The 13,970-nt window shown below is 68.1% G+C and carries 11 protein-coding genes; 3 read left to right on the plus strand and 8 right to left on the minus strand.

The genetic code is table 11. The features are described from left to right. Positions 1–137 precede the first annotated feature (137 nt). A complete protein-coding gene (locus BSTEL_RS11370; protein ID WP_051922837.1) occupies positions 138–1,946 on the plus strand; it encodes a DUF805 domain-containing protein in 1,809 nt (602 codons plus the stop codon). A 150-nt stretch (positions 1,947–2,096) separates the two neighbouring features. On the opposite strand, the gene BSTEL_RS04050 is transcribed toward BSTEL_RS11370, so the two are convergent. The 4 genes from BSTEL_RS04050 to BSTEL_RS04065 form a co-directional block, all read right to left on the minus strand. After that, positions 2,097–3,479 (minus strand): N-acetylglucosamine-6-phosphate deacetylase, encoded by a 1,383-nt coding sequence (locus BSTEL_RS04050; RefSeq protein ID WP_034527379.1) that lies wholly within the window; start codon positions 3,477–3,479, stop codon positions 2,097–2,099. A 97-nt stretch (positions 3,480–3,576) separates the two neighbouring features. Further along, positions 3,577–4,389: a glucosamine-6-phosphate deaminase gene (gene nagB, locus BSTEL_RS04055; RefSeq protein WP_034527381.1), complete on the minus strand. Its 813-nt coding sequence runs from the start codon at positions 4,387–4,389 to the stop codon at positions 3,577–3,579. Between the two features lie 194 nt (positions 4,390–4,583). Next, positions 4,584–5,636: a hypothetical protein gene (locus BSTEL_RS04060; RefSeq protein ID WP_034527383.1), complete on the minus strand. Its 1,053-nt coding sequence runs from the start codon at positions 5,634–5,636 to the stop codon at positions 4,584–4,586. A 119-nt stretch (positions 5,637–5,755) separates the two neighbouring features. Beyond that, positions 5,756–6,415, minus strand: coding sequence for a histidine phosphatase family protein (locus tag BSTEL_RS04065; protein WP_034527385.1), 660 nt, complete (start codon positions 6,413–6,415; stop codon positions 5,756–5,758). Between the two features lie 267 nt (positions 6,416–6,682). Here BSTEL_RS04065 and BSTEL_RS04070 point away from each other — a divergent pair, with 267 nt between their 5' ends. Continuing rightward, positions 6,683–8,110, plus strand: a complete 1,428-nt coding sequence (locus BSTEL_RS04070) for an MFS transporter (RefSeq protein ID WP_034527387.1) — start codon at positions 6,683–6,685, stop codon at positions 8,108–8,110. 222 nt (positions 8,111–8,332) lie between these two features. Here BSTEL_RS04070 and BSTEL_RS04075 read toward each other — a convergent pair whose 3' ends face one another. After that, a complete protein-coding gene (locus tag BSTEL_RS04075) occupies positions 8,333–8,869 on the minus strand; it encodes a GtrA family protein (RefSeq protein ID WP_034527389.1) in 537 nt (178 codons plus the stop codon). 158 nt (positions 8,870–9,027) lie between these two features. Here BSTEL_RS04075 and BSTEL_RS04080 point away from each other — a divergent pair, with 158 nt between their 5' ends. Further along, entirely contained in the window at positions 9,028–9,378 is a 351-nt protein-coding gene (locus tag BSTEL_RS04080; protein WP_034527392.1) for a phenylpyruvate tautomerase MIF-related protein, read from the plus strand. A 111-nt stretch (positions 9,379–9,489) separates the two neighbouring features. Here BSTEL_RS04080 and BSTEL_RS04085 read toward each other — a convergent pair whose 3' ends face one another. The 3 genes from BSTEL_RS04085 to BSTEL_RS04095 form a co-directional block, all read right to left on the minus strand. Then, positions 9,490–11,007 (minus strand): formate--tetrahydrofolate ligase, encoded by a 1,518-nt coding sequence (locus BSTEL_RS04085; protein ID WP_034527394.1) that lies wholly within the window; start codon positions 11,005–11,007, stop codon positions 9,490–9,492. 232 nt (positions 11,008–11,239) lie between these two features. Beyond that, entirely contained in the window at positions 11,240–12,859 is a 1,620-nt protein-coding gene (locus BSTEL_RS04090; protein WP_034527396.1) for a C69 family dipeptidase, read from the minus strand. Positions 12,860–13,242: 383 nt separating this feature from the next. After that, positions 13,243–13,797, minus strand: a complete 555-nt coding sequence (locus BSTEL_RS04095) for a YbhB/YbcL family Raf kinase inhibitor-like protein (protein WP_034527399.1) — start codon at positions 13,795–13,797, stop codon at positions 13,243–13,245. Between the last annotated feature and the right edge of the window lie 173 nt (positions 13,798–13,970).

Here is a 13,970-nt window from a genome sequence, read left to right on the forward strand (position 1 = left end):
GCGCGTGCCGGACGCGCGCGGGCGGGGGCGGGAGCGACGATGCTGGGCGGAATCGGCGGGAACCATGACGGGCTCCGTACAATGGGAAGCGGAACCATATCGGGAGATCATGGCGATCATGACTCGAAAGGGGAAGCATGAGCGATCCGAACCACACGCCGCTGCCGCCGAATCCGGCGCAGCCGCAGCAACCCGGCGGGGCAGGGACTCCGGGGGATTCCGGCACCCAGACCAACGCCAATCCGAATAATCCCAACGCCTACGCCCAGCCGATGCCGCCGCAGTACGGGCAGCAGCCGGCCTACGGGCAGCCCACGCAGCAGCCCGCCTACGGGTATGCGCAGCCCGCCTACGGCCAGCCGGCGTACGGCACCCCCGCGCAGCCGACCCAGCCCGTGCAGCCGCAGTACGGACAGTACGCGCAGCCCGGATACGCGCAGTACAGCCAACCCGCACAGCCCATGCAGCCGCAGTACGGTCAGCCCGCCATCCCCACCTATCCTCAGTCGCCGCAGTCCATGACGCCCGTGACGCCCGCGACACCGGATATTCCCGCCGCCCCGGCTGTTCCCGAAACGCCCGTCGCTCCCGAGGCACCGGTCGCCCCCAAGACGCCCGTCACCTCGACGGCTACGCCCGCAGCCGACCAGCCGACGACCGACGACGACTACGATGCCGACGCGACCGTGCTGGGCAGCGCCCACCCGGTACCGCCGGTCGCAAACGCGAATGTCGACGCCGACGCATCGCACACCGACACGGCTCCGCTGCCGTCCGCAGCGACGCCGGCCACGCCGGAACCGACGCCGTTCGGCGCCCCCGCACCCGCGGCACCCGCACCCGGCGCTCCCGAGCCCGGTGTCCAAGGCGTGCCGTTCCCCGGTACCCCCGTGCCCGGCGCGCCCGCACCTGCACCGGCCCCCAACCCGTACGCGTACGCAACCGGCGAACCGTCGATCGACGAGCCGTACTATGGCTGCCCGATCGGCACGGCGTTCATCCGTTTCTGGAAGAAGTACATCGTGTTCTCCGGCCGCGCCTCGCGCAGCGAGTTCTGGTGGGTGGTCCTGTGCAATGCGATCGTCGGCTTCATTCTCGGATTCTTCACCGCGGTCGTCTACCGCGCGACCGGCGTGAATCTCGACTTCCTCGTCACCCTGTATCAGCTCGCCGTCATCATTCCGACATTGTCGCTGTCGGTCCGTCGTCTGCATGACACGAACAAGCCGGGCTGGTGGATCGCGATTCTCTATGGCGCCATCGCGGTGGGCGGCATTCTCGAAGTCGTCGGCGGCGCCTCGTTCGTCGTCGGCGGCGTCGGCAGCCTGCTCGGCGGCGGCCACGGGTACGGTACGGCCGCGGCCGGCGGCGGCATCCTGCTCCTCATCGGCGGCGTGCTGGATCTGGTCGGAGGCATCACCTACATCGTGTTCATGGCCCAGCCGAGCAAGCCGGAGGGCGCCCGTTTCGACAAGGCCGGCGCGCCCGCCGCCCCCGTCGCGGGCGCGCCGTACGGTGCTCCGGCTCCCGCCGCCCCGTACGGCGCCGCTCCGGGCAATCCCTACACGCCCGACCCGAACGCCGTTCCGGTGTACAGCACGTCGACGCCCGGCTACGCGGCGGGCGACGCGCCGGTCCCGCCCGCACCGGCCGCCGACGGCACGGCACCGGCCGCGCCCGACGTGCCGGCTCCCGGCGAGACTCCGGTCACCCCGGCCGCGCAGGACGACCCGTTCGCCGTGCCCGCGCCCGCCGACCCGTTCGCGGTTCCGGCCACGACCGAACCAGCCTCGGCGCCCCAGACCGGCAACGACGACACCGACGACAACGTCGACATGGACGCGACCGTGCTGGGCAATCTCCCGCACACCGGCGGCCAAGCGCAGCCGAACGTCCAGCCGTCCGATCCATACGGTCAGGGCCAGAAGCCCTGGCAGGGGCAGTGACCGCCCGATGATTCCGGGCCGGTCACGGCTCACTCCCGTACGATAACGGTTCGCTCCTTGGTCTGCCGCGGAAACACGTGGCATACCAAGGAGCGAACCGTTACTTATAGGAGCCGAACCGTATCAGCCTCTGGCCGCCGGCCCCGCCGGTCAGCGCAGTGCGCGGCCGGCGCACCACACGTGCCGCACGGCCCATGTGGCCGGGTCGAGCAGGTTGAGGTCGGCGGCGTAGCCGGGGGCGACCAGTCCGATCGGCGCACCGGTCACCGGATTCGGCCGGTCGAATCCGAACGCGCGCGCCGGGGTGAGCGTCGCCGCCTCCACGGCCGCGGCCGGCTCGAATCCCAAGGCGAGCACGGCGCGTTGCACCGCCACCTCCAAGACGAGCGTCGACCCGGCGATCGCACCGTTGGAGACGAGCCGCGCGTGCCCGTCGACCACGTTCACGTCGAGTTCGCCGAGCTTGTACGCGCCGTCCGGGCACCCGGTGGCGGCCATCGCGTCGGTCACGAACGCGATCCGGTGCGGCGCGAATCCGAATCCCAACCGCACCATCGGATCGTCCACGTGGAACCCGTCGTTGATGAGTTCGATCGTGACGCGCGGATCCTCCACGGCCGCGGGGATCGGCCCCGGCTCGCGGTGATGCAGGCCGTTCATCGCGTTGAACATGTGCGTCATGATGCCCGCGCCCGCGTCGAACCCGGCCTTCGCGGCCGTATAGTCGGCGTCGCAATGCCCGACCGCGGGCACGACGCCCGCCGCCGCGAACCGTCGGATCGCCGAAACGCCGTGCTCCAGCTCCGGCGCGATCGTGACCTGACGGATGCAGCCGAGCCGCCCCGCGCCGCCGACGCCCGCCGCCGTATGCCGTCCGACCGGCCGCCCCGACGCCCCGGCGCCACCGCCAGCACCAGCACCGCCGTGCGCGCCGGCCACATACCCGGATGCCTCCAGCATCTCGTCGACGATCTCGTCCACCGGATCCTTCAGACAGTTCGGATCGTGCGCGCCCTTGCGCTTCAACGCGAGGAACGGCCCCTCCAAGTGGCATCCGAGCACATCCGGACGACCGGACGCCATCACGTCGCGCACCGTGCGGATGTTGCGGCACATCACGTCCACCGGATTCGTGATCAACGACAGCACCTGCCGCGTCGTGCCGTGCACCGCGTGCCCGGTGCGCGCCACGTCGATGCCGTCCGCGCCGTCGTCGAACGAACGCTCCCACGCGCCATGCGCGTGAATGTCGACGTATCCGGGCGTGAGGATCATCCCGTCCGCGTCGATCACCGTCTCGCGCGACGCCGGATCGAGACCGACTGTGCGGCACGCATGCTCGAACGCCTCCTCGCCGTCGCCGCCGCGCGCGACGCCGGACGCGACGATCACGCCGCGCGCGTCCGACACCGTCCACCAACCGTCACGCACGCCCGCGGCGTCCACCTTGCGCGCGCCGCGGATCGCGACCGGGTGCGGCGCGCCGTGCAGCGCCGCCGTCACCCGCGCGACCGTCTCGCTTCTGTCAGTCATATTCGTTCCTTCCAATGTGATGCCGCGTCGCGGCTCTTCCGACCACCCTCGGTCTCGCCACGCGAGACAGCTCCCGCCAGCGGGAGCGAGGGATGCGTCAGATGCCCTGCCAGGCGGGCTTGTGGGCGTAGGCGTACCGGTAGTAGTCCTTGTGGCGCAGGCGGCTGGCGGCCTCCTCGTCGATGATGATCGTGGCGTGCGGGTGCAGCTGAAGGGCGGAGGCCGGGCAGAACGCGGAAACGCCGCCCTCGACGGTCTCCTCGATGGCCTCGGCCTTGCCTGCGCCGAACGCGAGCAGCACGAGATGCCGCGCCTTGAGGATCGTGCCGATACCCTGCGTGATGCAGTGGGTCGGCACCTGATCGATGTCGTCGTCGAAGAACCGCGCGTTGTCGATGCGGGTCTGTTCGGCGAGGGTCTTGACGCGCGTGCCGGAGGCGAGCGACGAGCCGGGCTCGTTGAAGCCGACGTGGCCGTCGGTGCCGATGCCGAGGATCTGCACGTCGATGCCGCCCGCCGCCTCGATCGCCGCGTCATAGGCGGGACCGGCGGCGGCGATCTTGTCGCCGTCCTCCAATGGGGCGCCGTTCAGCACGTCGCCGGGCACGTGGACCTTGGCCGGGTCGAGGCCGAGTGGCTCCACGACGGTGCGGTAGATGGTGGAATGGTAGGACTCCGGGTGGTCGAGCGGCAGGCCGAGGTATTCGTCGAGCGCGAAGCCGCGCACCTGGGAGACGTCGATATGCTCCTCCTTCACGATGCCGGCGAGCGCCTGGTAGGCGGCGAGCGGGCTCGATCCGGTGGCGAGGCCGAGGACCGCGTCGGGCTTGGCCTTGATGAGGTCCGCCACGCAGCGGCCGTAGATCGCGCCGGCCTCCGCTTCGGTTTTGACGATGATGATTTCCGCCATGGTGCTTCCTTGCTTCCTTTCCGCATGTCACGCGGCAGACCGGCTCCGTCGCCGGTCATGGCATCCGCCATGCTTCCTTCATCGTAATCGACCCGCACCATTAATGCAAACCTTCTTTACATTAACGGTGCGGGCCGTTCCCGACGCGGGCGAGGAGATCACGTACGCCCCGGTCCGCCCCGGAGCACCGGAATCTACAGTTCGACGGTCTCCGTGTTGTCGTTCTTGACGTGCGCGAACTTGGCGGCGAGCGCGGCCTTGTTGCGCTTCTCGTCCTCCTCCTTCGCCTTCTTCTTGGCGGCGGCCGGGTCCCACAGCACGTCCTCGCGGTGCTTCCTCCATTCCGCGGCGGCGAGCGGCGCGACGAACGCGGCGGTCGCGTCGAGCAGGGCGGCTTCCCCCACGACGAGCGTCGCGGCGTCGGCGAGCGCGGCGGTGCGGGCGGCGAGCAGGTCGCGGATCTGCACGTCGGTCAGGAAGATGCGCGGCACGGAGATCTGTTCGCGCAGCTCGTTGACGACGAGCAGCAGCGGCAACACGGCGCGTACGGCGGCGGCGTTGACGGGCGTGGCGGCGGTGACCGGAGCGGGGGCCGCATCGCCGGAATCATCGTCCGTAGCGACGAGCAGCGCGTCGCACACGGTGAGCGCGGCCGCGAACCGGTGCGCCATCGCGTCGACGAGCGCGGGAGACGGCTCGAACGCGTCGTCGTCGACCGGCACGGCGGCGGCGTCCGCGGCTTCGGCCGCGCCGCCGGTCTCGCCGTCATCGCCGGCGACCGCGTACTCCCCCGCGTCGAACGTGCCGTCGTTCACGGCGGCTTCGACGGCATCCAGCGTCGCGTGCACGAGCGCGGGCGAGACGTCGTCCCATGTGACGCCGAGGTCGGCGGCGGCATCGTCGACGAGCGTCACGTCGCCCGTGTCGGAGAAGTCGGCGAGCGCGTCGTAGGCGTCGTTGGCGGCGAGCAGCGCGTCGACGATCGCCTGCGGGCGCCCGGGAATCGCGTCCGCACCCTCGTACACGTATTCGGCGTCGGGCACGGTCACGTCCTCGCCGGTGAGGATGCGGGCGAAGGCGCGCGTCACGCGCACCTGCAGGTTCTCGCCGTATTTCGCGTCGTTGTCCATGCGCATCGCGTCGGTGAGCGGCCATAGCGCGATCAGGCGCGCCGCCTCGCGCGCCGCCTCGCGCACGGCGGGCATGGCGGCCACGCGCGCGATGTCTGCGGTGTTCAGTTCGGTCATCTTGCTCCTTTGCGTTTCGTGCGGGAGACCCGCGGGCGACCACCCTCGGTCCCGCCGGCGCTCGACAGCTCCCGCCGGCGGGAGCAGGCCCCCATCCACATGTCGATTCTAGTGTGCGTCTATTGGATTCCGGCGGCGGGGTCGACATACGTGATGGACATCACACGGCCGGTCTCGCAGTCGAACGTGATGGACGTGATCGAGGCGAGCGCGGTGTGGCGCAGGAACATCCAGTGTTCGGCGTGACCGGTTTCGAGCAGATGACGGAACGACCAGATCGGCGATTCGTGGCTGACGACGATGATCTGCTCGCCGGGGTGCCGGCGGATTTTCTCGCGCGCGAAGTCTCCGACGCGCGCGGCGATGTGCGCGTACGACTCGCCCCAACTGGGCTTCCACAGGTTCGCGACGAGCCTCCAGTTGCCGTTCCTCCACAGCGCGCCTTCGCCGTGGCCGATGCGCTTGCCCCGGAACTCGTTGCCGGCTTCGATGACGCGTTCGTCGGTCGTGAGCGTGAGCGGCTCCTGCCCGCGCGCCTCGCGCACCGGGTTCAGCGCGTCGAGGATCGCGCCGGCAGTCTCGCGCGTGCGGTCGAGCGGCGACGAGTAGACGGCGGAGACGGTGTTCATCTGCGGGCTGGCGGCGATGTACGCGCCGGTCGCCTCGGCCATGCGGCGGCCCACGTCGGACAGGTGGAAGTCGGGAAGGCGCTCGTAGAGCAGATGATCGGGGTTGTGCACCTTGCCGTGACGGACGAAATGGATGGTGGTGGCGGTCATCGCCGGCCTCCTTCGGGAATCGGTGAACGGTTCGCGATACGGTTCGCAATTTTGTATTCCAATCTACCGCGATGCGGCCGCGTGTCGCGGCGCACGCGCGCGTAGAGTGGCCGCGACGCAAACGTGCGTGCATGCGGCGGGAGCCCATGGACGCACTCCTTTGCGCGACCAACAGGACAAGCACACATCATTCGATGAGGGCTTCGCCGGCCAACGCCACGGCCGTCGGGGGACATCCAATCGGTAGCGGAAAGGAGCGGGTGCGGTATGTCCAATACAGTGATCACCGGAATCAAGGATGTCGCCGGCAAGGTGTTCGGCGGGTATGCGGAGCTGCTGCGCATCCCGCATACGGCACGGTATTCGATCGGCGGCGTCGTCGCGTGCATGCCGTTCCCGATGATCGGCATGACGATCACGATTTCCGTGCAGCACTACTACGGCAACTATTCGCTCGCCGGCATGCTGACCGCGCTTCAGGCGATCGCATTGGCCGTCGCGACGCCGCTGCTCGGCAAGCTCACCGACAAGTTCGGCCAGCGGCAGGTGTCGATTCCGACGATCATCGTGTGGATCGTCGCGGCGATCGCGCTGACCACGTCGATCACGAACCGCGCGCCGGAATGGGTGCTGTACTGTCTGACGCCGTTCCTCGCCGCGATCCCGCCGTGGGGCGCGATGAGCCGCGCGCGCTGGACGCGACTACTCAAAGGCGACCGCGAGCGCACCGACCGCGCATTGTCGCTGTGCGGCGTGCTCGACGAGTGCATGTGGGTGGTCGGCAACCCGCTCGCCTCGACGTTGGCGGTGATCTCGGGTCTGCTCGCGTTCTCGTTCACCGGCGTGTGCGTGATCGTCGGCGCATTGATGTTCCTCACGGAACTCACGACCGAACCGCCGTCGCAATCGGATCTCGCGAGGGCGGAAGGCATCTCGCGCAAGGAGTACCGCGCGCGCGAGGCGGCGAAGGCGGAGGCGCTGCGCGCCGAGACCGCCGCCGAGGAGATGCGACGCCGGCTGCGCCGCGAGGGCGTGACCGACGAGACGGTTGTTTCACGTGAAACGTTGCGTGCGATCGAGGAGGCGAAGCAGGGACGGAAGGCGTCGATCTGGGGGCCGGGACTCATCGCCGTGTGCGTGACGTGGTTCGGTCTGGGCGCGTTCCAGTCGGCCGCCGGCATCTCGATCATCGCGTTCGCGACCGAGTCGGACATGAAGCAGTACACCGGATTCGTGTTCGCCTGCTTCTCGATCAGTTCGCTGTGCGGCGCGCTCGTGTACGGCGCGAAGAACTGGACGATCCCGCTGTGGAAGCGGTTCTACTTCTGCCTCGCGGTGGTGAACCTCGGCATCGGATCGTTCATGTTCGCAAAGCACCTGTGGGTCATCATGATCATCTACCTGCTGATCGGCGTATGCCAGGCGCCCACGTGGATCAACGGCAACCAGCTGATGCTGCACCTCGTGCCGCCGTCGCGGCTCACCGAGGGCATGGCGTGGATGGGCGCGATGAACTCGATCGGCTCCTCCGCCGGATCGGCGATCGCCGGCCAGTTCATCGACCGCATGGGCTCGCACGGCGGCTTCATGGTCGTCACCGCCCTGGCGATCGGCTCCCTCGCGATCGCGCTCGTGGGGTTGAAGCAGATCAAGACCTCCACGGAACAGCCGACCCTGACCGAAGTGAGCGTGTGAGGTAAGTGCCGGCGTGAGGTAAGTGCCGGCGTGAGGCCATGCTTTTTCGCACCTAACGACCACCCTCCGGCGCTACGCGCCACCTCCCGCCAGCGGGAGGCAGACACGGACCCGCCGGAGGCGGGACGGTATTATTGCCCCCGCTGGCGGGGGCTGTCGGCGAAGCCGACTGGGGGTGGTCGACGGACACCCACCCGGCGGGCACCTCGCCCGCGGCCAGCCTTACTTCGGCCAGCCCTTCGGGGTGTGCTCCAGGGACCAGACGCCGAGCTTGTGGGAGAAGCTGTTCTCCCACTTCGCCTGAAGCTCCTCGGCGCTGAGACGGTTCTCGGCGGACTTGAGACGGTTCATCGCGTTCGTGTGCGTGTCGTCGAGCAGCCACTTGCGGATGAGGAAGTTCCACACCATCACGACGGCGGTGGCGATCAGCTTGCCGACGTTCGTGCGCAGCAGGTATTCCGCGTGCTGCGTGACGTAGGCGTCATGGTTCATGCCGTAGGTGGAAATCCAGATGATCGCGTCGTTCATGAACAGGCCAATCACCGCGCCCACGACGAAGATGACGATCTCCATCCAGCGGGCCATGTCGTCACGATGCTTGAACACGAACTTCATGCTCGCCAGATAGTTGAAGATCAGCGAGATGATGAACGAGATGGTGGCGGCGATCACGTTGTGCATGTGGAACACGCCGACCAGGATGTTGAGAATGCCCCAGTCGATGATGAAGGCGATCACGCCGACGATGCCGAATTTCATAAGCTGTGCGATCAGTTTTCTCACAAAGGGCCATTCAACACCATCCATCTGACCGGCAAGCCGCTCCCCCGCCAGTCAGCCAACAATCTCCCCATTCGGGAACCGATTGCCGCGCGGCGATAGACTGGAGCGGAAGCATCCACCATCAAGGAGGAATCATGCCCGTCATCCATACCCATGTGTCCGTGAAGACCACGAAGGAGCAGCGCGAGGCGCTGAAGGCCGCGTACGGCAAGGCGATCACCGCCGTGCCCGGCAAGTCCGAAGGCTGGCTCATGTGCCCGTTCGAGGACGACATGCCGATCTACTTCGGCGGCTCCGACGACCAGCCGGCCGCCTACGTGGAGGTCAACGTGTTCGGCCGCGGCGCCATCCCCGGCTCCGCGTGGGAGAAACTCACCAAGCAGATCATGGCCGCGCTCAACAGCGAACTCGGCATCCCCGAGGACCGCACGTACATCCGCTACACCGCCACCTCCGACTGGGGCTGGAACGGCGGCAACTTCTGAGCCGCCAACGGCAGGATACGGAAAACCCCGCCATTATGGCGGGGTTTCCCATATCCTGCGACGCTATCGCTGCTCGATGCTACGAACAATCAGCCGGAATCAGCCGAACAATCACACGATCTTCGGCATCGGGGTGGTGAGCGACGTGGTGAGGTTCACGTGGACCAGACCGGCGCCGGCGTGCACTTCGACCTTCTTCAGGGTCACGGTGCGCTCGTCCTCCGGGGCGCGGTCGTTGTCGGTCATCGTCGCCGGGGACTTGACCGCGACCAGCGCGAGGTCGGCGAGGGAGAAGCCGGCGGACTCGCACAGCTTCACGGCCTCGTCACGGGAGGCGAGGAAGCCGTCCTTGAACTTGACGCGCTCGGCCGGAACGCCGTACGCGTGCTCGGCGACCCACTTCACGTTCTCGATGACGGACATGCCCTTATGGCTGTGCGGGCGGGCCGGCGCGGAGCCGTTGGTGAGCACGTCGACGAACGCGTCGAGCTGCGGGGCGAGCGCCTCGCCGCCGTCGCGGTACAGGTTGCCGATGATCGGGTCGCGGAACTCGAGCTTGGCGGCAGTCTCCTTGAGGGACGGGATCTGGTCGTCCTCGCCGTCCCACAGGTTGATGAGCGGGAACGTCGGGATGTCGAGGCCTTCGAGACGGTTCACGTGGAACGGGTAGCGCCACGCGAGCTCCGGATCGTCACGCCACGTGGAGGCGCGGGTCACGACGATCGCGGCGGACGGCCACTGCGCGTCGAACTCGCGGCAGGCGATGTCGAGCCACTTCTGCGCGCCCGCATCGGTGCCGTAGCCGGCTTCGACGATGACGACGTCGTGCAGCGCGCACGCCATCTCGACGGAGACGAGCGTCGGGATGCCGATGGACACGTTGGCGAACGGGCCGCCGTGCACGTAGACCGGGGAACCGTTGACGGTCTCCGTCTTCGCGGGCTTGACCGCGTCGGCGAGGATGCCGGTGATGCGCCACAGGTCGACGAACTCGCCGAACGTGACGGCCTTGCCGTCCTTCGTGCCGGCGATCATCTTCGCGACGCGCTGGCCGATCTCGTCCATCGAACGGGACAGCACGACGATCTGCATGAGCTCGCAGGTCGGGGTGAGCACGACCTTCTCCTTGACGTCGCCCTTGCCGTAGTCGACGGCGATGGAGCGCAGGGAGCGGGACGGCACTTCGGAGACGCGCGGCACGAGGATCGTGTCGAGCTTGCCCTCGTCGACGGCCTTCTCGGCGAAGGAGACGAGCAGGTTCTGGGCCGCTTCGATGGCGCCCATCTCGCCGCACAGACCCCAGTCGATGAGCTCCGGGTGGGTCAGGGAGGCCTTGCCGCCGCCGGACGCGCCGCCCTTGGAACCGGCGGCGGTGATGCCCATGCTCGGCTGGCGCAGCACGGCGGCCGCGTCGATGCCGCGCTCGTTGAGCGCGTCGATCAGGGCAATGGTCGTCGTGGTCTTGCCTTCGCCGCGCGACGCCTTGAGCGGGGTGTCCGCCGTGACGAGCACGACCTTGCCGTGCTTGCGCGGGGCGTCGGGGTTCTTCTTCAGGTAGTCGAGGTAGCCGAACGCGTCGATTTTCTCGACCAGGCCATACCGGCTGGTGAAGTCTTCGATGGTGGTCATAGGTGAAACGCCTTTCTGTTCGCTGTATGCACCAATCATGCATGTGTATAGCACATCGTTGTTGCCTCCTTCTGACGAGGGAGGTGTCATGCGGAGCATGACGGAGGACGGACGACGCCGGCACCCGCGCGAACCACCCCCACCCGGCTATGCCGGGAGCCCCCGCCGGCGGGGGCGGAAGGCAACGCCGGCGGGGGCGCAGGCGGCTGTGCCGTCCGTATCCGGCAGGAACCTAGAAGTCGGACATGTGGAAGCCGTTCTTCATGGCCATGGAGCGCGTGTACAGCACGGAGTCGAGCAGCTTGTCGGTCTCGACGCGCAGCTGGTCGGCCATGGTCTGGTTGGCGGCGGCCAGGATCCCGCGCACCTCGCCGTTGCGCACGGCGTCGATGATCGCGTCCGGCTCGAGCGGCTGCACGTCGCCGTCCACGTTGTCCGCCTCGAACTCCTCTTCGGCGGCGGATTCAGCGGCGGCCTCCGCGTCCGTGAGACCCAGCCGCGCGACCTGCTCGTCGGTGGCGGCGACGAGACGATGCCCGGCGGCGAGCGTCTTCTGCTGGTAGCGTTCGACGGCGTTCGCGGTGTCGGCGAACGCGCCGTCGCACAGGGCGGCGATCACGCGGTTCGCCCAGTAGAAGTTCTCGGTGGTGACGCGCGTCGTCGTGTCGGCGAGGTAGGAGGGGGTCGCGTCCACGTTCGGGTAGAACGGGACGAGCGTGTTGAACGGGTTGGAGCCGTACGCCATCCACTGGATCGCGCGGTTCGCCTGCGGACGGTACGGGCGGATCTGCATGACGGCGAGCTGGCTCTGGCGGTTGATGCCGATCGGACGGTACATGTGGCGCGTGTGCTCGTCGCCGCGCTTGCCGTACGGATCGTACGGGGTGCCCTGGTAGTGGCCGGACAGCACGTACTTGACGTCCTCGATCGTGATCTTGCGCTCGGGCTGGCGGGCCCACGGGATGTCGTTGTTCTCCGGGCCGTGGTCGGCGTCCGCGCCGTCCCACACCTCGTCGTACGGGTTGAGGAAGCGCTGCATCCACCAGGCGCGCGGCGTGTTGTACACGTGGTCGGAGTCGGAGTGGGAGCCGAACGCGTCACGCGGGTTGAACGGCGTCGTGTTCTCGACGGCGAGGTCGAGATGGTTCTCCTCGATGAACTCGGCGAGGTCGGCGGAGCACATGTGGTCCTCCTGGTCACCGAGCGCGTCGTCGAGGTCGAACTCGTCGATGCCGAGCTGATTCGGCATCGTCACGTACGCCTCGTCCGGCACGCGCTTGGCGATCCAATGATGGCCGCCGACGGTCTCCATCCACCAAATCTCGTTCGCGTCGCTGAACGCGGTGCCGTTCATCTCGTACGTGCCGTACTCCTCGAGCAGCGCGCCGAGGCGGGCGACGCCCTCGCGCGCGGTCCTGACGTACGGCAGGACGATGGTGAGGAAGTCCTCCTCGCCGATGCCGCCGGGGATCTCCGGCTCGTAGTCGGCGTCGCCGGGCGTGCCGTGCGCCGGGACACGCTCGACGAACGGGTCGGCGCCGAGCACGCGCTCGTTCGTGGTGAGCGTTTCGGTGGCGCTCATCGCGACGTTCGCCTCGTTGACGCCCGCCTCGCCCCAGATGCCTTCCTTGCGGTCCGCGTTCGGCACGGACGTGTATTGCAGCGGATCGTCCGGCAGGTCGATCTCGACGTGCGAGATGACGGACTTGTAGCGGCGCGGCTGGTCCTCGGGCTTGATGACGAGGAACTGCTTCGGATTGAACTCGCCGTTCGCGGAATCCTCGTTGCGGGCGATGATGGTCGAGCCGTCATAGCTCGCGTCCTTGCCGACCAGAATCGTGGTGCAGGCCATGGTTGCCTAGGTTTCCTTTCGTTGATTGGATACTTGCTCCCGCCGGCGGGAGTACGGTCCACCCCCACCCGGCTACGCCGGGAGCCCCCGCCAGCGGGGGCGGAGAGCGGTGTCATACACCGCGGGCCGCGGGAAAACGGCATCGCGCAAAGCACGATTCCATCTCCCGCTCCCGCCGGCGGGAGCTGTCAGGCGAAGCCTGACTGAGGGTGGTTAACGGACGTCGCACACACGGGACCACCCCCACCCGGCTACGCCGGGAGCCCCCGCCGGCGGGGGGCGGAGAATGACGCCATACGCCCCGTGGGCGCATGTCCGTTGTAGTCGGGGGCGGAGAATGATGTCATGCGCCCTGGGCGCGTGTCCGTTGCGGTCGGGGCGGATCACGCCTTGCCGGTGAGGAAGATGCCGGCCTGGTCGGGGGTCTCGCCGGCCTCGCGCAGCTTGTGGAGCAGCTCGTTCATCCAGAAGCCCTGGTTGAGTCCGGGCAGCGGGTTCTTCGTGGCGTAGACGTGCAGGTAGTAGTCGTGGTCCTTGTCCGGCGGCTGCGGGCCGTTGTACCGCATGGTGACGGCCGGGTCGTTCTCGCGGCCCACGAACTTGGAGGCGGACGAGTTGCGTCCCTGCACGGCCTCGGGGATCATCGAGGCCATCTGGCGGGAGAAGTCCGGCGGGATGGCGAGCGCGTGCGCGTCGTTGAAGTCGAACATCAGCGCGTCGATGGGCAGGTTCGCGACGGTCCAGTGGATCCATTCGAATCCGCACACGGGAATCGAATCGGGGTCGGTGAACGTCCAGTGCAGGTACTGGGCGTCCGGCGAGACCTCGTCGATGTAGAAGGGGAAGGAGATGACGGGCACGCCGCCTGTGCGGTATTCGGGCGCCGCCGCCTTGGCGAAATCGTCCGGAACCACGGTGAAATCAGCTGAGATCTTCATAGGCTCCAGTGTATCGCGAGAGACGCGGGGACACGGGTCTCACGACGGGGAGCGGCGGAACCCGATGAGGCCGCACGGGCCATCACCGGAGGCGCACCGAGATCACACCGCGGGCACGGCCCCACCGCATGGAAAAAGCCCGATCCGGCGCACGGGGAGTACTTTCCGTGCGC

The sequence above is a fragment of the Bifidobacterium stellenboschense genome (genome assembly GCF_000741785.1).
Classification (GTDB): domain Bacteria; phylum Actinomycetota; class Actinomycetes; order Actinomycetales; family Bifidobacteriaceae; genus Bifidobacterium; species Bifidobacterium stellenboschense.